This is a genomic window from Bradyrhizobium sp. 604_D8_N2_3 (genome assembly GCF_051810765.1).
Lineage (GTDB): Bacteria > Pseudomonadota > Alphaproteobacteria > Rhizobiales > Xanthobacteraceae > Bradyrhizobium > Bradyrhizobium barranii.
The window spans coordinates 8,522,811-8,540,482 of the sequence record NZ_JBPWPM010000001.1 but is presented as its reverse complement, the minus strand read 5'-3'; the positions used below and the strand labels follow the sequence as shown (position 1 = coordinate 8,540,482).

General features: G+C 65.0%; 17 protein-coding genes. 11 read left to right on the top strand and 6 right to left on the bottom strand.

Annotation, left to right across the window (positions count from 1 at the left end; all coding sequences use genetic code 11):
• Positions 1 to 202 precede the first annotated feature (202 nt).
• The 5 genes from AB7245_RS41040 (at position 203) to AB7245_RS41020 (ending at position 5,339) form a co-directional block, all read left to right on the top strand.
• Positions 203 to 1,720, top strand: coding sequence for an FG-GAP repeat domain-containing protein (locus tag AB7245_RS41040; protein WP_439035600.1), 1,518 nt, complete (start codon positions 203 to 205; stop codon positions 1,718 to 1,720).
• Positions 1,665 to 3,245 carry an AIDA repeat-containing protein gene (locus tag AB7245_RS41035; RefSeq protein WP_439035599.1) on the top strand — a complete coding sequence of 527 codons (1,581 nt, stop codon included), beginning with the start codon at positions 1,665 to 1,667 and terminating at the stop codon, positions 3,243 to 3,245. Before AB7245_RS41040 ends, AB7245_RS41035 begins: the two co-directional genes overlap by 56 nt.
• Before the next feature lie 108 nt (positions 3,246 to 3,353).
• Positions 3,354 to 4,070: an MgtC/SapB family protein gene (locus tag AB7245_RS41030; RefSeq protein WP_085398474.1), complete on the top strand. Its 717-nt coding sequence runs from the start codon at positions 3,354 to 3,356 to the stop codon at positions 4,068 to 4,070.
• A gap of 101 nt (positions 4,071 to 4,171) precedes the next feature.
• A complete protein-coding gene (locus AB7245_RS41025; protein ID WP_085398476.1) occupies positions 4,172 to 4,504 on the top strand; it encodes a hypothetical protein in 333 nt (110 codons plus the stop codon).
• Positions 4,505 to 4,598: 94 nt separating this feature from the next.
• The gene (locus AB7245_RS41020; RefSeq protein WP_071909407.1) at positions 4,599 to 5,339 is read left to right on the top strand and encodes an acetoacetate decarboxylase; all 741 of its coding nucleotides are present in this window, start codon (positions 4,599 to 4,601) and stop codon (positions 5,337 to 5,339) included.
• A gap of 63 nt (positions 5,340 to 5,402) precedes the next feature.
• Here AB7245_RS41020 and AB7245_RS41015 read toward each other — a convergent pair whose 3' ends face one another.
• The 5 genes from AB7245_RS41015 to AB7245_RS40995 all read right to left on the bottom strand — a co-directional run bounded on the left by AB7245_RS41015 (position 5,403) and on the right by AB7245_RS40995 (position 10,224).
• Positions 5,403 to 6,845 (bottom strand): homospermidine synthase, encoded by a 1,443-nt coding sequence (locus AB7245_RS41015; RefSeq protein WP_041954184.1) that lies wholly within the window; start codon positions 6,843 to 6,845, stop codon positions 5,403 to 5,405.
• Positions 6,846 to 6,893: 48 nt separating this feature from the next.
• Positions 6,894 to 7,283, bottom strand: a complete 390-nt coding sequence (locus AB7245_RS41010) for a RidA family protein (protein ID WP_085398473.1) — start codon at positions 7,281 to 7,283, stop codon at positions 6,894 to 6,896.
• A gap of 135 nt (positions 7,284 to 7,418) precedes the next feature.
• The gene (locus tag AB7245_RS41005; protein WP_085398472.1) at positions 7,419 to 8,006 is read right to left on the bottom strand and encodes a GNAT family N-acetyltransferase; all 588 of its coding nucleotides are present in this window, start codon (positions 8,004 to 8,006) and stop codon (positions 7,419 to 7,421) included.
• Between the two features lie 145 nt (positions 8,007 to 8,151).
• Positions 8,152 to 9,294, bottom strand: coding sequence for a type III PLP-dependent enzyme (locus tag AB7245_RS41000; protein WP_085398471.1), 1,143 nt, complete (start codon positions 9,292 to 9,294; stop codon positions 8,152 to 8,154).
• 675 nt (positions 9,295 to 9,969) lie between these two features.
• Complete coding sequence (locus AB7245_RS40995; RefSeq protein WP_041954176.1) at positions 9,970 to 10,224, bottom strand: hypothetical protein; 255 nt, start codon at positions 10,222 to 10,224, stop codon at positions 9,970 to 9,972.
• 137 nt (positions 10,225 to 10,361) lie between these two features.
• Here AB7245_RS40995 and AB7245_RS40990 point away from each other — a divergent pair, with 137 nt between their 5' ends.
• Genes AB7245_RS40990 through AB7245_RS40980 form a run of 3 tightly spaced genes read left to right on the top strand, consistent with a single transcriptional unit; the run spans position 10,362 to position 14,211 of the window.
• Complete coding sequence (locus tag AB7245_RS40990; protein WP_135214791.1) at positions 10,362 to 12,443, top strand: M3 family metallopeptidase; 2,082 nt, start codon at positions 10,362 to 10,364, stop codon at positions 12,441 to 12,443.
• Positions 12,443 to 13,081, top strand: coding sequence for a DUF1007 family protein (locus AB7245_RS40985; RefSeq protein WP_085398469.1), 639 nt, complete (start codon positions 12,443 to 12,445; stop codon positions 13,079 to 13,081). Before AB7245_RS40990 ends, AB7245_RS40985 begins: the two co-directional genes overlap by 1 nt.
• Entirely contained in the window at positions 13,072 to 14,211 is a 1,140-nt protein-coding gene (locus tag AB7245_RS40980; RefSeq protein ID WP_085398468.1) for a nickel/cobalt transporter, read from the top strand. The genes AB7245_RS40985 and AB7245_RS40980 overlap by 10 nt, the downstream gene beginning before the upstream one ends.
• A 175-nt stretch (positions 14,212 to 14,386) precedes the next feature.
• Here the strand turns inward: AB7245_RS40980 and AB7245_RS40975 are convergent, their stop codons facing one another.
• Positions 14,387 to 14,785, bottom strand: coding sequence for an MAPEG family protein (locus tag AB7245_RS40975; protein ID WP_085398393.1), 399 nt, complete (start codon positions 14,783 to 14,785; stop codon positions 14,387 to 14,389).
• An 82-nt stretch (positions 14,786 to 14,867) separates the two neighbouring features.
• Here AB7245_RS40975 and hemH point away from each other — a divergent pair, with 82 nt between their 5' ends.
• The 3 genes from hemH (at position 14,868) to AB7245_RS40960 (ending at position 17,528) form a co-directional block, all read left to right on the top strand.
• The gene (hemH, locus tag AB7245_RS40970) at positions 14,868 to 15,905 is read left to right on the top strand and encodes a ferrochelatase (RefSeq protein WP_085398394.1); all 1,038 of its coding nucleotides are present in this window, start codon (positions 14,868 to 14,870) and stop codon (positions 15,903 to 15,905) included.
• Between the two features lie 11 nt (positions 15,906 to 15,916).
• Positions 15,917 to 16,894: an ABC transporter substrate-binding protein gene (locus AB7245_RS40965; protein WP_085398395.1), complete on the top strand. Its 978-nt coding sequence runs from the start codon at positions 15,917 to 15,919 to the stop codon at positions 16,892 to 16,894.
• 76 nt (positions 16,895 to 16,970) lie between these two features.
• Complete coding sequence (locus AB7245_RS40960) at positions 16,971 to 17,528, top strand: hypothetical protein (RefSeq protein ID WP_245343907.1); 558 nt, start codon at positions 16,971 to 16,973, stop codon at positions 17,526 to 17,528.
• Positions 17,529 to 17,672: the final 144 nt, after the last annotated feature.

The window sequence follows — 17,672 nt, the reverse complement described above, 5'->3', positions numbered from 1 at the left end:
AATTGCTGCCGCGCGATCAGTTGCGCTTGGCGTCGGCCTGTCCGGAGCCGGCGTGCAATTCGAATCCTCGCATCAAGCGCCACGCCAGGGAATCCCCATGCCACTCATCCCCGTTCTTCCGACGCTCGTCAGCATCACAGGCACCGATCCGTCGTCGACCGACGCGTCCGTCGTGCACTACACCGTCACCTTTTCGAAGCCGGTGTCCGGCGTCACGGTCGATCAGTTCACCCTCGCCACGACGGGGAGCATCAATGGTGCCGGCATCACGGACATCACGCCGGTGGCTGGCAGCAACGGCGCGAGCTACACGGTCACGGTCAACACCGGCTCGGGCAGCGGTTCGCTGGGGCTGCAACTGACCGGCACCAATGTGCACGATTCCAGCGGCTATTATGTCGGGCCGTTCCAGTCCGAAACGCAGATGAGCGGTCCGCGCTTCAGCATCATCAACACGGCGGCGGTCGGCGACGTCAACGGCGATGGCAAGCAGGATATGGTGTACATCCGAACCGTCAGCGCTTCCGCATACTTTCTTGATGTCAGGAACAATGACGGCACGGGCCAGTTCACGCAAACCTCGCTGACCGGCGCCTCGGAGCTGGAATCGTCGATTCGACTCGGCGACGTCAACGGCGACGGCAAGCTGGACGTCCTGATGGGCAACATCTTCACCGGGACCCTGGACGTCAGGCTGGGCAATGGCGACGGCACGTTCGCGGCGGCGACGAAGTATGCGACGGGTGGCAGCACTGGCGGCAATATCAGGGCGTTTGCCGACTTCAACGGCGACGGCAGGGCCGACGTGATCATGTCGAACAACATCGGCACGTCGCTGCTGCTCGGTAACGGCGATGGTTCTTTCGGATCGCCCATTGCCACGAATGCCTCCAACGCCTTCGCGAGCGGAGATTTCAACGGCGATGGAAAGATCGATCTGCTTGTGCAGGACTCGTCAAGTTCGCCGGTTGCCGTGCGGCTTGGCAACGGGGATGGCACGTTCCAATCCCCGATCACGGCCGGCACCTCATCCAGAACGATCAGCGGCGACTTCAACGGCGACGGCAAGCTTGATCTTGCACTCGGAACCAACAACTCGATTGCGATCCTGCTCGGCAACGGCGACGGCACCTTCGCGTCGCCACAGACCTTCCTGACACCGGCGCCCATCTGGAACTTGGCGGCCGCGGACTTCAATGGCGACGGTAAAACGGACCTCGCCGTGGTCGCTAGCAGCAACAATACGCTTTCGACCTTCTACAGTCGCGGTGACGGCACGTTCGGCCCGGCGGTGACGTTGCCGCTCGCTTCGGGCGCCAACGGAATCACCGTCGGTGACCTCAATGGAGACGGAAAAGCCGACGTGGTGGTGGAGTGGACAACGAGCAACTCCTCGACCGGCGAGGATGTTTTCCTCACCGCGCCGAATTCGACCACCACGCAATATACGATCAGCCGCACGCCTCCGGCCCTGACGATCGTCGATGCGGACGTGACGCCGGGTGCGGACGGCAACAATTACATCAACGCGGCGCACTTCCATGGCGGGATGACGACCCTGTCCGGCTCCGGCAATGCCGGAGACACCGTCACTCACGAATGCCGGCGACAATTCCGTCGTTGGCGTCACCACGGTTGGCAGCGACGGCAGCTGGAGCCTCGGCGTGTCCGGCCTCCAGGACGGCTCGACCTACAGCTACGCCGCGACCGCCACGGATAGCCTGGGCAACCATAGCAACCCCGGGCCCGCATTCACCTTTACGGTCGATGCGACCGCCCCCGTCCTCGCGATCACGAGCATCGAAAATTCCGATGCAACGCCCTTTTCGATCACCGTCCGGGGCACGCTCGACCTGGCTGACGCGACCTCCGCGCTCACCTTGTCGTTTGGTCCAACGGATCACGCAGTCACCAGCGCCGCCGACGGCACCTGGCGGCTGGACAATCTGTCTCCGGCAACCGGACTTTCCTATGTGACGGCCCGTCTGCGCGACGCCCCCGGCAATACCGGCGTGTCGCAATCGATCCCTCTCGCCTTTGGCTACACGCTAGCGAGCGGCGCCTCACTTGAGAACGCGATCGTCGCGGCGGCCTCCTCGTCCTTCAACCCGAGCCTTGTTGTCCGCGGCACCTCGGTCGGGGCGACCGTCTTGCGCAACGGAATCGAAGAAGACTACGGCATCTCGACCGGATCGGTGGTCAAGAACGGCGGCCAGCAGCATGTTTTTGGCACCGGCACGACCGGCGCGATGATCGAAGCCGGCGGCTATCAGGACATCCGCGCCGGTGGGCGTGCGACAGATACCCTGTTGTACGGTTTCGGGCAGGTCTACGCTAACGGCACCTCGGCCCACACCACGATCAAGGCTGGCGGACAGCAGTCCGTTGCCGCCGGCGGCCGCGACGTCAACTCGACGATCGACGGCGGAACGCAATATCTGAGCGGAACGGCGACGGGCACGACGGTGGGCGCCGGCGGCAATCAATACGATTACGGCACGGCGAATGGCGTCCTCGTCGCGAGTGGCGGCTCCCAACACGTCTATCAGGGCGGTAGCGCCGCCGGAACGACGGTCGCGGCGGGTGGCTACCAGGATGTTTACCAAGGTACCGTCACCGACACCGTGCTCGACGGCAATCAGCAGGTGCTCGGCAATGGCCACGCTGCCGGCACCGTCATCAATGCCGGTGGGCGGCAATATGTCGGCTCCGGTGGCGCGACAACGGGCACGACGATCGCAGCCGGCGGCTTCCAGTACGTGGACGCCGGCGCTACCGACGGCAGCGCGACGATCAATGGCGGCTATCAGTTCGTCGCAGGCGCTGCGACCGCAACGACGGTCAGCGGCGGTGGCGAGCAGGATGTGGGGGCGGGCGGCAACGTCTCAAACGCGCATCTGGATGGCGGCAGCGAGCATGTCTACGCTGGCGGCCTGCTCCAGAACGTCGATTTCGGTGGCTCCGGCGGCGCAACGCTGGTGCTGGACATGCCGGCGGGCCTGGCCGGCTCGATCGCCAATTTCGGCGGCGATGACACCATCGACTTCCGCAACACGGTGGTCAGTAGTGTCGATGTCGACAGCGCGAACAATCTGACGGTCACGACCGACGGCGGCCAGAGCTACTCCTGGGCTCTGCTGGCGCAATACTCGGCCTCGTCCTTCGTGCTCGCCTCCGACGGCAACGGCGGCACCGTGCTGAACTACACGCCGCCCCAGCAGACGTTGCTCGCGGCCGCTCACTAAGGCGGAGAAAACAAGACGACCGGGCATCGGCTTCCACAGCCGGTGCCCGTTCAAATTGACCTCGTCGGCACTCTCGCATAGATCGTTTGCCAACCCGTGCGAGGGACCATGCGGTTTTTGACGACATTCCAGATTGCTGACTTCGCGGACACGCTGGTCAGCCTCTTCACGGCCTTCGTGCTGGGCACGCTGATCGGCGCCGAGCGGCAGTACCGCCAGCGCACCGCGGGCCTGCGCACCAACGTGCTGGTCGCGGTCGGTGCCGCCGCCTTCGTCGATCTCGCCATGCACCTGACCGGCGCCGACGGCGCGGTCCGCGTGATCTCCTATGTCGTCTCAGGCATCGGCTTCCTCGGCGCCGGCGTCATCATGAAGCAGGGCATGGACGTCCGCGGGCTCAACACCGCGGCGACGCTGTGGGCTTCGGCCGCGGTCGGCTCCTGCGCCGGCGCCGACATGGTCGCACAGGCGGCCGCGCTGACCGTGTTCGTCATCGCCGGCAACACCATGCTGCGCCCACTGGTCAACGCCATCAACCGCATTCCGCTGAACGAGAAGGCCTCGGAGGCGACCTACTATTTCAAGCTCGCCGTCGCGGCCGACGCCCTGCCCGACATGCGCGACCGCCTCGTTGAAAAGCTGGAGGCCGCGAAATATCCGGTGGCCGATATCGACGTGGTTGAGATCGGGGATGATATTCTCGAGGTCGTCGCAAAGCTGGTTGCGACCGCAGTCGATCCGAACGAGCTCAACGCGGTGGCGACCAATCTTCAGCACCTGCCGGGCGTGCGCCACGCCACCTGGGAAGTTAACACCTCAGACTGAGCGCGGCGTTTTGGCGCGCGAAGGCACGGTTCCCGCCTCGTCCGCCACGGAACCGCAGTCGGGCAAGTTCGTTGATCCCGCGGATAAAGGCGGTGATCGACATGCCCGGCCCAAATGACAAGCGCAGACTGAAACGTGACCTGATGGTCGCATGCTCGCTGCTCGCAGCAGGCGCCGTGGTGTCAGGCCTCTCGCTGGCGCAGATCCGGGCCGAGAGCCGGATGCAGACGGCGCAGGCGACCCAACCGCTCCAGGGCACGCCATCCGGCGATCAGGATAAGACGCCCGCGGAAGCCAAGCCCGGCGGCGACCGGCCGACCACGCCGGCCCCCGAGCCCGCGCGCCCCGACCCGCAGACGCGGGGTGCGGCGACCAAGCCGGCACTGCCGGCGGCGCCCGCGGAGAAGATCGCGCCGCCGATCAAGGAGAAGTAGCCCGGCGGCCGGCGTATTGTGACGCGCATTTGATCTCGCCTCGGCAACCGGCCCGTTCCATAATCTGTCGCGCCAACGACAGATGGGGCCTCCCATGAAGATCGAAGACGTCCGCCGCACCGCCTATTCGATGCCGCTCACCAACCCGGCATTCCCGCCGGGGCCATATCGCTTCTTCGACCGCGAATATTTCATCATCACCTACAGGACCGATCCCGAAGCCCTCGCCGCCATCGTGCCCGAGCCGCTTGAGGTGGCGGAGCCGGTGGTGAAATACGAGTTCATCCGGATGCCCGACTCGACCGGATTCGGCGACTACACCGAAACCGGGCAGGTGATCCCGGTCCGCTTCAAGGGCGAGGAGGGCGGCTACACCCACGCGATGTATCTGGACGACGAGGCCCCGATCGCCGGCGGCCGCGAGCTGTGGGGCTTTCCGAAGAAGCTCGCAAGGCCCAAGATCGAGATCGAGAGCGACGTCCTGGTCGGCTCGCTGCATTACGGCTCGGTCCTCTGCGCTTCGGCCACGATGGGTTACAAGCACCGCAAGGTCGACCACGACACGGTGCTGAAATCGATGGCGGCGCCGAACTTCATCCTGAAGATCATCCCGCATGTCGACGGCAGCCCGCGGATCTGCGAGCTGGTGCGGTTTCATCTCGATGATGTCGTGCTGAAGGAAGCTTGGACCGGCCCTGCCGCGCTCGGGCTGTTTCCCCACGCACTCTGCGACGTCGCCCGCCTGCCGGTGCGCGAGGTGGTCTCCGCGCTGCATTTCAAAGCGGACCTGACGCTCGGGCTCGGCAGCGTGGCGTTCGATTACTTGGCGAAATAGGTCGGCAAAAAGAAATGCCCGGCACAAGGCCGGGCATCGCTATCGACCGGAAGCGCTGAGAGGTCAACGCACCAGGACATTCCGGAACTGCCAGGGATCGCTCGTGTCGATGTCTTCCGGGAACAGTCCCGGACGATCCGTCAGCGGCGTCCAGTCGGTGTAGAAACCCTTCACCGGGCCGAGATACGGCAGCTGGATCTCCAGCAGACGATCGAAATCCATCTCGTCGGCTTCGACGATGCCTTCGTTCGGGTTTTCCAGCGCCCACACCATGCCGCCGAGCACGGCGGAGGTCACCTGCAGGCCGGTGGCGTTCTGGTAGGGCGCGAGTCTGCGGGTCTCCTCGATGGAGAGCTGCGAGCCGTACCAATAGGCGTTGTTGTCATGGCCGAACAGCAGCACGCCGAGCTCGTCGATGCCGTCGACGATTTCGTTCTCATCGAGGATGTGGTGCTTTTCCTGCATCTTCGCGGCACGGCCGAACATTTCGTGCAGCGACAGCACGGCATCGTCGGCCGGATGGTAGGCGTAGTGGCAGGTCGGCCGGTAGACCGCCGTACCCGATGCGTCGCGCACCGTGAAGTAATCGGAGATCGAGATCGACTCGTTGTGGGTGACGAGGAAGCCATACTGCGCGCCGCGGGTCGGGCACCAGGTGCGCACGCGCGTGTTGGCGCCGGGCTGCATCAGATAGATGGCCGCGCCGCAGCCGGCTTCGTGGGTGCGCGCATTCTCGGGCATCCATTTTTCATGGGTGCCCCAGCCGAGTTCGGACGGCTGCACGCCTTCCGACAGGAAACCTTCCACCGACCAGGTGTTGACGAAGACGTCAGGCTCTTTCGGCGACTTGGAGCGCTGGGTGTCGCGTTCGGCGATGTGGATGCCCTTGATACCGGCCTGCCGCATCAGGTCCGCCCACTCGGCCTTGGTCTTCGGCTTGGGGGCATTGAGCTTCAGATCGGCGGCGACATTGAGCAGCGCCTGCTTGACGAAAAAGGAGACCATGCCGGGATTGGCGCCGCAGCAGGAGACGGCCGTCGTCGAGCCCGCGGGGCGCGCCTTCTTGGCGGCCAGCGTCACTTCGCGCAGCGCGTAGTTGGAACGCGCTTCCGGGCCCTTCGAGGAATCGAAATAGAAGCCGAGCCAGGGCTCGTTGACGGTGTCGATATAGAGCGCGCCGAGCTCGTTGCAGAGCTCCATGATGTCGGTGGAGCCGGTATCGACCGAGAGATTGACGCAAAAACCCTGGCCGCCGCCTTCGGTGAGCAGCGGGGTCAGCAACTCCCGGTAATTGTCCCGGGTCACGGCCTTCTGGATGAAGCGGACGTTCTGCTTCTCGCAATGCGCCTTGCGGCCCTCGTCCTTGGGATCGATCACGGTGACGCGCGACTTGTCGTAGTCGAGATGCCGCTCGATCATCGGCAGCGTGCCTTTGCCGATGGAGCCGAAGCCGACCATGACGATGGGACCAGTGATCTTCGCGTAGATCTGCGAGGGGTGGCTCATGGGATGGTTTCTCCGGAACGTGCTGGCAGACAAAGGGTGGGGGGTGGATCAGGCGCTGCGGCGCTTGGCGGTGACTTCGATCTCGACCTTCATCTCGGGCTTGGCGAGGGCGGAGACGACAAGCAGTGTCGCAGCCGGCCTGATGTCGCCGAGAACCTCGCCGCAGACAGCGAAGTGGGCATCGATGTAGCTGGCGTCGGTGACGTAGTAGGTCGCACGGACGATATCGGCCATCTCGAATCCGCCCTCCTTCAGGGCGGCTTCGATGGTCTTGAAGCAGTTGCGTGACTGGCTCGTGACATCGGCCGGCATCGTCATCGTCGTGTAGTCATAGCCGGTGGTTCCGGCGACGAAGGCGAACTCGCCGTCGATCACGGCGCGGCTGTAGCCGACGGTCTTCTCGAGGGGAGAGCCGGTGGAGATCAGGCGACGGGACATGGTCGTGGGCCTCGACTGAAGGGGGTGTTTGGCGGGTTAAAGGGCGTTTCTCAGGCCCGCGCAACCCTAAAGGAACGGGCCTGCGCGAGCATCGCCGCGGAACGCGGCTTAAGTCGTCGCCATCATGGCAATCCCTTAGGCCGCGTGCGCCTGGAGGGCGCGAACTACCCTCCGTTTGGGCATGGCCGCGCCGGTCGGGACGATCATCCCCTCAACGCCATCCAGCGCACCGGCCTGGAATTCGATCGCCAGCAGACGATCGCGCTCGAACGGGCCGGGCAGCATCAATGCGCCGGTCTTCTCGGGCGAGAAGCCGAAGCGGGCGTAGTAGGGGGCATCGCCGAGCAGGATCACGGCGGCATGCCCGCGTGCCCGGGCGGCGGCCAGCGCTTGTTGCATCAGCGCGGCGCCGATCCCGAGCTCGCGGAAGGCAGGGTCCACCGCCAGCGGTCCGAGGACCAAAGCGGGCCTGCCTCCGGCGCTGACGTGCCACAGCCGCACGGTTCCCACGAGTGTCCCCTCGCGCACAGCCGACAGGGCAAGGCCTGCGGCAGGTGCACGTCCGTCGCGCAGGCGCTGGCAGGTGCGGTCATGGCGGTTCTCGCCAAAGCAGGCATCCAGCAGCGCTTCACGGGCGGCGACGTCGGCAGCACGTTCCGCACGGATCGCGAACGGAGCGGCTTTCGAAGTGAGGGCGACTTGTGGCTTCCGAAAAGCAGTCATGGCGCGTCAGTCCCCGCTTGAACCCGCGTGCGAGAAGCACGCCGGCTCAAGACGTCGTCAGAATGGCAATGTCAGGAAGGGAGCCGGCGGACCGGCTCCCGGGTTCGTCAGGCCTCAGAACGAGAGGCGGATCAGATGCGGCAAATCAGATGTGGTACGTCTTCAGCGGCGGGATGCCGTTGAACGCCACCGACGAGTAGGTCGACGTATAGGCCCCGGTGCCTTCGATCAGCAGCTTGTCGCCGATCTCGAGCGTGACGGGAAGCGGATACGGGGTCTTCTCGTACAGCACGTCGGCGCTGTCGCAGGTCGGGCCCGCGAGCACGCACGGCGTCATGTCCGCGCCGTCATGCGGGGTGCGGATGGCGTAGCGGATCGACTCGTCCATCGTCTCGGCGAGACCGCCGAACTTGCCGATGTCGAGATAGACCCAGCGCACCTCGTCATCGTCGCTCTTCTTCGAGATGAGCACGACCTCGGATTCGATGATGCCGGCGTTGCCCACCATGCCGCGGCCCGGCTCGATGATGGTCTCCGGAATCTGGTTGCCGAAGTGCTTGCGCAGCGCGCGGAAGATCGAGCGGCCGTAGGTCACGACCGGCGGCACGTCCTTCAGGTACTTGGTCGGGAAGCCGCCGCCCATGTTGACCATGGTCAGGTTGATGCCGCGCTCGGCGCAGTCGCGGAATACCTGCGAGGCCATCGCCAGCGCACGGTCCCACGCCTTCACCTTGCGCTGCTGCGAGCCGACATGGAAGGAGATGCCGCACGGCTCCAGGCCCAGGCGCTTGGCAACGTCGAGCACATCGACGGCCATCTCCGGGTCGCAGCCGAACTTGCGCGACAGCGGCCATTCGGCGCCGGCGCAGTCGTAGAGGATGCGGCAGAACACCTTCGCGCCGGGAGCGGCACGGGCGACCTTCTCGACCTCGGGAACGCAGTCGACCGCGAACAGCCGGATGCCGAGCGCGAAGGCGCGCGCGATGTCGCGCTCCTTCTTGATCGTGTTGCCGAAGGAGATGCGGTCGGGCGTCGCACCCGCGGCCAGCGCCATCTCGATCTCGGCGACCGTCGCGGTGTCGAAGCAGGAGCCCATGGAGGCGAGCAGGGACAGCACTTCCGGCGACGGGTTCGCCTTGACGGCATAGAACACGCGGCTGTCGGGCAGCGCCTTGGCAAAGGTCTGGTAATTGTCGCGCACGACCTCGAGGTCGACGACGAGGCAAGGCTCGGTGTCCCGGCCCTCGCTGCGGCGGGTGCGCAGGAATTCCTGAATACGTTCGGTCATAGCACTCTCCCAAACGGCCCAGCGACGGGGATCCGTTCAAAAAATGACGTCGGATAAGAGCGCTCCGGCCAGATCGCGCGATGGAGGCGCGACGAGCCAAAGACTCAAACCAGACTGTGCTGCCGTGGATTGGTTGGGATTGTTCCCGCCCGCACACCTGGCAATGAAGGACAAGCCTTTTCAGTAGCCCGCGCCGGCGTTGGACTGCCGGTAGAGACCAAAAAAGCCCGATCCGTCGTTGCTTTAAGTCGCGTCCCCCGTTGAGAGCGGGGTGCGCCGGTTCGCCTCCGGCTGCCAGTCACGGTTGCAAAAAGTGAAGTCACCTTCGACATGGCATCTCTTTGAGAGAGATGCTGGACGCTCCGGGTTTGCTTCCTCGTCCGACCTTTCGGTCTCGCGACTTCCGCACTTCCGAAGAGCCCCTCGGCTTCTTCACCCCTTGGCGGCTGTCCGGCCTCTTGTCCGGATACCTACCGACTGACACACGACCACAGGCACGTGCGAAATTGGGCAAGAGCGCACATAAGCGTTTTGACTCAGCTTCGCAAGAATTTTTTTAGGCTGAGGACAGAATTGCCTAACATCTGCTTGCGCAGTGTTGCGCGAGCGACGCGGAAGATGAACGCGCGTTAAGTTTTCTCAGCCGTGCGCGCGTCTTGCGCGCGCGAGGAAGCGTCAGCGGCGCTTCGTGAACGGCTCGACGCGCTGAGCCGCGCGGATGAACGCGGTCATCACGAGCACGCCGAGCGCGAACAGCACAGCCTGCAGGATGTGCGTGCCCTGATCACCGAGCCCGAACAGGATCGCGAGCGCCCAGCCGCCGGCGAACGCGGCGCCGAACACCTCGGCGCCGATCAGGATGGCCGCGCTGACGACAGTGATGACGCTTGGCCAGACGATCTGACGGGAAGATGAGGCAGGCGCGTTCATGAGCTTTGGGGTCCGTAGCTTCGAGGGCCGCAATCTCCCCGAAAAGGCGGCCGGGAGCAAGGGCAAATGGCCCAAAAAAGCCCCATCGCGTGCTATAGCTGACCCCAACAATCGAGCCACAAAAACCGGGACTTGCGATGTCAGACCCCCGCCAAACCACGGACCCCGAGACCAACCCGCTGCTGAAGGCCTGGGTGACGCCGTTTGCGACCCCGCCCTTCGACGAGGTCAAGCCCGAGCACTTTCTGCCGGCCTTCGAGCAGGCCTTCGCCGATCACTCCGCCGAGATCGCGGCGATCACCAACGATCCGGCGGCCGCCGACTTCGCCAACACCATCACGGCGCTGGAGCGCTCCGGCAAGCTCCTCACCAAGGTCGCGGCGGTCTTCTACGACCTCGTCTCGGCGCATTCCAACCCGGCCATCCTGGAGATCGACAAGGAGGTCTCCTTGCGGATGGCGCGGCACTGGAATCCGATCATGATGAACGCCGTGCTGTTTGGTCGCATCGCCCATCTGCACGAGAACCGCGCCGGTCTTGGTCTTTCGCCCGAGCAGCTCCGCCTGCTGGAGCGCACCTACACCCGCTTCCACCGTTCCGGCGCCGGCCTCTCCGAAGAGGCCAAGGCGCGGATGGCGGAGATCAACGAGAAGCTCGCCCAACTCGGCACCGGCTTTAGCCACCACCTGCTTGGCGACGAGCAGGAGTGGTTCATGGAGTTGGGGGAGGCCGACCGCGAGGGCCTGCCGGAGAGCTTCGTCGCAGCCGCCAAGGCTGCGGCGGAAGAGCGCGGCATGGACGGCAAGGCCATCGTCACGCTGTCGCGCTCCTCGACCGAGCCGTTCCTGAAGAGCTCGGCCCGCCGCGACCTGCGCGAGAAGGTCTACAAGGCCTTCACGGCGCGCGGCGACAACGGCAATGCCAACGACAACAACGGCACCATCGTCGAGATCCTGCAACTGCGCGAGGAGAGCGCCAAGCTTCTGGGCTATCCGACCTTCGCCGCCTACCGGCTCGAGGATTCCATGGCCAAGACGCCGGATGCGGTGCGCGGCCTGCTGGAGCGGGTCTGGAAGCCGGCGCGTGCGCGTGCGCTCTCCGACCGCGACGAGATGCAGGCGCTGATCACGGAAGAGGGCGGCAATTTCAAGCTCGCGCCCTGGGACTGGCGCTTCTATGCCGAAAAACTCCGCCTCCAGCGCGCCAATTTCGACGACGCCGCGATCAAGCCGTATCTTACGCTCGATCACATGATCGCCGCCGCCTTCGACTGCGCCACCCGCCTGTTCGGCATCACCTTCGAGGAGCGCAAGGACGTGCCGGCCTGGCACCCGGATGTAAGGGTCTGGGAGGTAAAGGGGCCGGACGGCAAGCACAAGGCGCTGTTCTACGGCGACTACTATGCCCGGCCGTCGAAGCGCTCCGGCGCCTGGATGACCTCGCTGCGCGACCAGCAGAAGCTCGACGGCGAGATCGCGCCGCTCGTCATCAATGTCTGCAACTTCGCCAAGGGCGCGAACGGCGAGCCCTCGCTGCTGTCGCCCGACGATGCCCGGACCCTGTTCCATGAGTTCGGCCACGGCCTGCACGGCATGCTCTCCAATGTGACCTATCCGTCACTCTCGGGCACCGCGGTGTTCACCGACTTCGTCGAGCTGCCGTCCCAGCTCTACGAGCACTGGCAGGAGCGGCCCGAGGTGCTGCAGCAGTTCGCCCGCCACTACCAGACCGGCGAGCCGCTGCCGGACGATCTGCTCCAGCGCTTCCTCGCCGCACGAAAGTTCAACCAGGGCTTTGCCACGGTCGAGTTCGTCTCCTCGGCGCTGGTCGATCTCGAATTCCACACCCAGCCGGCTTCCGCCGCGCAGGATGTCCGCGCCTTCGAGAAGAAGGAGCTGGAAAAGATCGGCATGCCCGAGGAGATCTCGCTGCGCCACCGCCCCACCCAGTTCGGCCACATCTTCTCCGGCGACCATTATGCCTCCGGTTACTACAGCTACATGTGGTCGGAGGTGATGGACGCCGACGCCTTCGGCGCCTTCGAGGAGGCCGGCGACATCTTCGATCCTGCAGTGGCAAAGCGCCTGCACGACGACATCTACTCCTCGGGTGGATCGGTCGATCCCGAGGCCGCCTATGAAGCCTTCCGCGGCCGCCCGCCGGAGCCCGACGCGCTGCTCCGCCGGCGCGGCCTGCTCGATGACGCAAAGGCAGCCTGATGGGCATGCGTGCCCTGTTCGGCCTGTTGCTCGCCGCTGCGATGACGTTCGCAGCCGGCGCGGCGCGGGCGCATCCGCATGTCTGGATCACCGCGACTAGCGAGCTGCTCTACGCCGCCGACGGCAGCATCACCGGCGTGCGCCACGCCTGGACTTTTGATGACATGTTTTCGGCCTATGCCCTGCAGGGGCTCGAGAGCAAGACCAAGGGCGCCTATACGCGCGAGGAGCTCGGGCCGCTGGCGCAGACCAATGTCGAGTCGCTGAAGGAATACGCCTACTTCACCTTTGCGCGAGCCGACGGCAAGAAGGAGCGTTTTAACGATCCGGTCGACTACTTCCTCGACTACAAGGATACCGTGCTGACCCTGCACTTCACGCTGCCGCTGAAGAACCCGGTCAAGCCCAAGCAGCTGGTGCTCGAAGTGTTCGACCGCTCCTACTTCATCGACTTCCAGATGGCCAAGGACAATCCGGTCAAGCTGGTCGGCGCGCCCGCCGGCTGCCAGATGAAGCTCGATCGGCCCAGCGACGGCTCCGCCACCGCGCAGAAGCTCAACGAGCAGACCTTCCTGAACGGTGAGAACTCGAATTTCGGCATGATGTTCGCCAACAAGATCACGGTGGATTGCCCTTGATTGGTCGTCTTCGTTCCCCGCTTGTGCGCGGGCTTCTGGCCTGTGCGGCCGTGTTCCTTGTTGTGAGCGTGGCGGACGCCGCGCTTCACGATCTCCTCGCGCAAAATCCGTTCGGTGCACCACGCCCGGCGCAGGCCGCGGAGCCCGAGGCCAGCGGCGTCATTGGCTGGCTGTTGGCAAAGCAGTCGGAATTCTATCGCCAGATGTCGGCGACCATTCGCGCCGCCAAGTCCGACGGCTCGGCGGTGTGGACGCTGCTCTTCATCTCCTTTGCCTATGGCATCTTCCACGCCGCCGGCCCCGGCCACGGCAAGGCGGTAATCGCCTCCTATCTCGTCGCCAACCGCGAGACCGCGCGGCGCGGCATCGCGCTGTCGTTTGCCTCGGCGCTGATGCAGTCGCTGGTGGCGATCCTGATCGTCGGCATCTCGGCCTGGGTGCTGAACGCCACCGCCAAGACCATGTGCAAGGCGGAAGGCGCGATCGAGATCGCGAGCTACGGCCTGATCGCGCTGTTCGGCCTGCGGCTGGTCTGGGTCAAGGGCCGCACCTTCATCCGTGCGCTGCAGGCGGTCCAGCCGGTGCCGGCGATCGCCGGCGTGCCGCATGACCATCACGATCACGGCCATCACCATGATGCCCATGACCATCATGACCACGATCACGGTCATGATCACCATCATCACGACCATGGTCACGCCCACGCCCATCACCACCATGCGCATGACCACGTCCATGACGAGCATTGCGGCCATTCCCACGGTCCGACGCCGAGCGAGCTCGCCGGCCCCGGCGGCTGGCGGCGCGGGTTCGCTGCGATCCTGACAGTCGGCATTCGGCCCTGCTCGGGTGCGATCCTGGTACTGGTGTTCGCGCTGGCGCAGGGCCTGTTCTGGGCCGGCATCGCCGCGACCTTGCTGATGGGGCTCGGCACCGCCATTACGGTCGCGGCCATCGCCGTCGTCGCCGTCTCCGCCAAGGACATCGCCGCCCGCCTCAGCGCCGGGCGCGACGGCGGCGGTGCCCTGTTCATGCGCGGCATCGAATTCGGCGCCGCCGGCCTTGTGCTGCTGTTCGGCGCGGGCCTGCTGTTCGGCTACATCGCCGCCGAACGGACGACGTGTTTCTAAGGTTGCTCTTTCCCTCCCCCCTTGTGGGGGAGGGTGGCTCGCCGCGTAGCGGCGAGACGGGCGAGGGGTATCTCTCCGCGAGCAAACCTCTCACGATTGAATCGTGCGGAGAGATACCCCTCATCCGTCGCGCTACGCGCGCCACCTTCTCCCACAAGGGGAGAAGGAAGAAAGATCACACCGGCAAAAACCGCTTCAGCGCCGGCATGAAGAAGATCCCGAGATTGATCGCAAAACCGATGCTCCAGAGGATCGAGCGCAGCGTCGGGCGGTTGCCGAGATAGGTCAGCACGTAGGCGATCCGCACGATCAGGAACAGCACGGCGAGCTCGTCGATCAGCCGCTGCGGCGAATCCCGGAATTCGGCAAGCAGCACCGCGAAGGCGAAGAACGGAAAGGTCTCGATGCCGTTCTGGTGGGCACCAAGCGCGCGCTGCGCCAGCGCATCCTCGAAGAAGGCGGGGTCGCGCGGCCGGGAATTGTCGAAGATGCGAAACCGCGTCCATTTGATCGAGACGATCGTCGTCAGATAAAGCAGCAGCGCTCCCAATACGCAGAATTCCGCGAGTGTCATCAGCCCCTCCCCGCTTGGGCGCGACCCTAGCGAAATCGACCTCATCTTGACAAGTTCGGAGCAACGCGCGACGCAACTGATCATGACGACAATTGCCCCCATCGCAGCGCAAAAGCCCGCCGTCCGGTCCAGCCTGCGGCGCGTCGGCGTGCTCCTGGTCAATCTCGGCACGCCCGATACGGCCGATGCGCCCGGCGTGCGGGTCTATCTCAAGGAATTCCTCTCGGACGCCCGCGTCATCGAGGACCAGGGGCTCGTCTGGCAGTTCGTGCTCAACGGCATCATCCTGCGCAGCCGTCCCCGCACCAAGGCGCTGGACTATCAGAAGATCTGGAACAATGAGCGGAACGAGTCGCCGCTGAAGACCATCACGCGCTCGCAGAGTGACAAGCTTGCGGCCGCACTGTCTGACAGCGACCACGTTGTCGTGGACTGGGCGATGCGCTACGGCAATCCCTCGATCAAGTCCGGCATCGACGCGCTGATCGCGAAGGGGTGCGACCGCATCCTCGCCGTGCCGCTCTATCCGCAATATTCCGCCTCGACCTCGGCGACGGTCTGCGACGAAGTGTTCCGCGTGCTCGCCCGCTTGCGTAACCAGCCGACGCTGCGGGTGACGCCGCCTTATTACGAGGACGAGGCCTATATCGAGGCGCTCGCGATCTCGATCGAGACGCATCTGGCGACGCTGCCGTTCACGCCGGAGCTGATCGTGGCGTCCTTCCACGGCATGCCGAAATCCTATGTCGACAAGGGCGATCCCTACCAAAGCCACTGCGTCGCCACGACCGAGGCGCTGCGCCGCCGGCTCGGCATGGACGAGACGAAACTGCTGCTGACCTTCCAGTCGCGCTTCGGCAATGACGAGTGGCTCCAGCCCTACACCGACAAGACCATGGAGCGCCTGGCCAAGGAGGGCGTGCGCCGCATCGCGGTGGTGACGCCGGGCTTTTCCGCCGACTGCCTGGAGACGCTGGAGGAGATCGCGCAGGAGAATGCCGAGATCTTCAAGCATAATGGCGGCGAGCAGTTTTCCGCGATCCCCTGTCTCAACGACAGCGATCCGGGCATGGACGTGATCCGCACCCTGGTGCTGCGCGAGCTTCAGGGCTGGATTTGATGGCGTGTCCCATGAACCGCCGCGAGACTTTGGCGCTTCTTGGGACGATCGCCGCGCTGCCGGCCTCGGTGCTGGCGCAGCAGCCGAACGCGACCCGGCGGCTCGGCGTGCTCTCGGTCACGGCCGCGGATGACGCGATCGGGCAGGCCCGCAGCACGATCCTGGTCGAGACGCTCGCCGCTCATGGCTGGAAGGAGCACGACAACCTCAGGATCGATTGGCGCAGCGGCGCCGGCGACCGGGCGCGCATCGCGCGCCTCGCCGACGAACTCGTGGCGCTCAAGCCGGACATCCTGCTCGCGGTCGGCACGCCCTCGGTCGAGGAGTTGCGCCAGCGCACCACGACGATCCCGATCGTGTTCGCCGTCGTGACCGATCCCGTCAGCCAGGGCTTTGTCAAAAACCTCGCCCATCCCGGCGGCAACATCACCGGCTTCACCGATTACGACGGCCCGCTCGCCGGCAAATGGCTGGAGATGCTGACGCAGGTCACGCCAAAAGTGTCCCGCGTCTTCGTCGTCTACAATCCCGCCACCGCGCCGTTCGCGCCCCTGATGCTGCGCACGATCGAGGACGCCGCACGGACGCTTCACGTGACGGTCGAGGCAGCGCCGGTTCAGGACGCCGGCTCGATCGCCGCGCTGGCTTCGCGAAAGGACAGCGGCCACCTGGTGCTGCCTGACTTCTTCACCATGGCCAATCGTTCCCAGCTCCTGGCTGCAATCGGTGAAGCCCGCGTGCCGGCGGTGTTCTGGAGCCGCACCTTCGTCGACGAGGGCGGGCTGATGTCCTACAGCACCGACAGCGCCGAGCAGCTCCGCCGCGCTGCCAACTACATCGATCGCATCCTGAAAGGCGCGCAGGCAGCCGACCTGCCGGTCCAGAACCCCACCAAGTTCGAGCTGGCGATCAACCTGAAGACGGCGAGGGCGCTGGGGTTGACGATGTCGCCCTCGCTGCTTGCGCTCGCCAACACCGTGGTTGAATAGGGGCGCCGAAGCTACCTTCGACTGGTGATTCCGGAATTCCTGGGGCAGAATGACGGTGGGGATGTTGCCGCGAGCGATGCGGCTCGAACGGGGCGGGCGCGATTACATGCGGGGATTGTTGCTTGTAGCCGTCGTGGCCTGCGGACTCGCTGGCTGCAACACGACCGGGGACGTTGCGTCGACCATGTATCCGGAAGCGGTGCGGGCCGGCGGTGCCGTCAAGAGTGATACGGCCATTGTCCTGGTCGCAAACGGCGGCAGCGAGACGATCAACTATCTTCAGTTCGTTCACAACGGTTTTCCCGCGATCAACGCGCGAGGGATCAGCCTTGCTCCGGACGGCTTTGTTGCGATTCCGGTCGCTGTCGGAACGACGGGGCTTGAGCTGCAAAACTATACGACGACGGGTCGCCCGGGCACCTATCTCCCGAATGGCGCGTCGATGGGATTCGTGCCGGTGCATACGCCCAAGATCGATCTTCCCGCCCCCGGACTGTATTACGTTGCGACCGTCTTTCCAGGGCAGCAACGCAGTTTCGAGACAAGGCCGACGGCCGTCCAACTGGCGAAGCTGCGCAAGGAGCGGCCCGAGCTCGCCGCGCTGAAGCCGGTGAATTTTACATGGTCCAACTAGGACACCGGTCGTTGCTAGGTTGCCTCCGTGCCCTTTCAAGGGCTTTCTCACAATACTTATCGGCGATCGTTCCGCCTCCGTACTTCTTGTGGAAATGTCGCCCCGCGCCGACGTAAATGGTGACCGCTGAACCGGTAGGGTTGC

What these genes read in the sequence shown, in the direction of transcription:
- AB7245_RS41030 (WP_085398474.1), top strand. Translation starts at nt 3,354, where the DNA reads ATGCGGTTTTTGACGACATTCCAGATTGCTGACTTCGCGGACACGCTG.
- AB7245_RS41025 (WP_085398476.1), top strand. Translation starts at nt 4,172, where the DNA reads ATGCCCGGCCCAAATGACAAGCGCAGACTGAAACGTGACCTGATGGTC.
- AB7245_RS41020 (WP_071909407.1), top strand. Translation starts at nt 4,599, where the DNA reads ATGAAGATCGAAGACGTCCGCCGCACCGCCTATTCGATGCCGCTCACC.
- AB7245_RS41015 (WP_041954184.1), bottom strand. Translation starts at nt 6,845, where the DNA reads ATGAGCCACCCCTCGCAGATCTACGCGAAGATCACTGGTCCCATCGTC.
- AB7245_RS41010 (WP_085398473.1), bottom strand. Translation starts at nt 7,283, where the DNA reads ATGTCCCGTCGCCTGATCTCCACCGGCTCTCCCCTCGAGAAGACCGTC.
- AB7245_RS41005 (WP_085398472.1), bottom strand. Translation starts at nt 8,006, where the DNA reads ATGACTGCTTTTCGGAAGCCACAAGTCGCCCTCACTTCGAAAGCCGCT.
- AB7245_RS41000 (WP_085398471.1), bottom strand. Translation starts at nt 9,294, where the DNA reads ATGACCGAACGTATTCAGGAATTCCTGCGCACCCGCCGCAGCGAGGGC.
- AB7245_RS40995 (WP_041954176.1), bottom strand. Translation starts at nt 10,224, where the DNA reads ATGAACGCGCCTGCCTCATCTTCCCGTCAGATCGTCTGGCCAAGCGTC.
- AB7245_RS40990 (WP_135214791.1), top strand. Translation starts at nt 10,362, where the DNA reads ATGTCAGACCCCCGCCAAACCACGGACCCCGAGACCAACCCGCTGCTG.
- AB7245_RS40985 (WP_085398469.1), top strand. Translation starts at nt 12,443, where the DNA reads ATGGGCATGCGTGCCCTGTTCGGCCTGTTGCTCGCCGCTGCGATGACG.
- AB7245_RS40975 (WP_085398393.1), bottom strand. Translation starts at nt 14,785, where the DNA reads ATGACACTCGCGGAATTCTGCGTATTGGGAGCGCTGCTGCTTTATCTG.
- hemH (WP_085398394.1), top strand. Translation starts at nt 14,868, where the DNA reads ATGACGACAATTGCCCCCATCGCAGCGCAAAAGCCCGCCGTCCGGTCC.
- AB7245_RS40965 (WP_085398395.1), top strand. Translation starts at nt 15,917, where the DNA reads ATGAACCGCCGCGAGACTTTGGCGCTTCTTGGGACGATCGCCGCGCTG.
- AB7245_RS40960 (WP_245343907.1), top strand. Translation starts at nt 16,971, where the DNA reads ATGCGGCTCGAACGGGGCGGGCGCGATTACATGCGGGGATTGTTGCTT.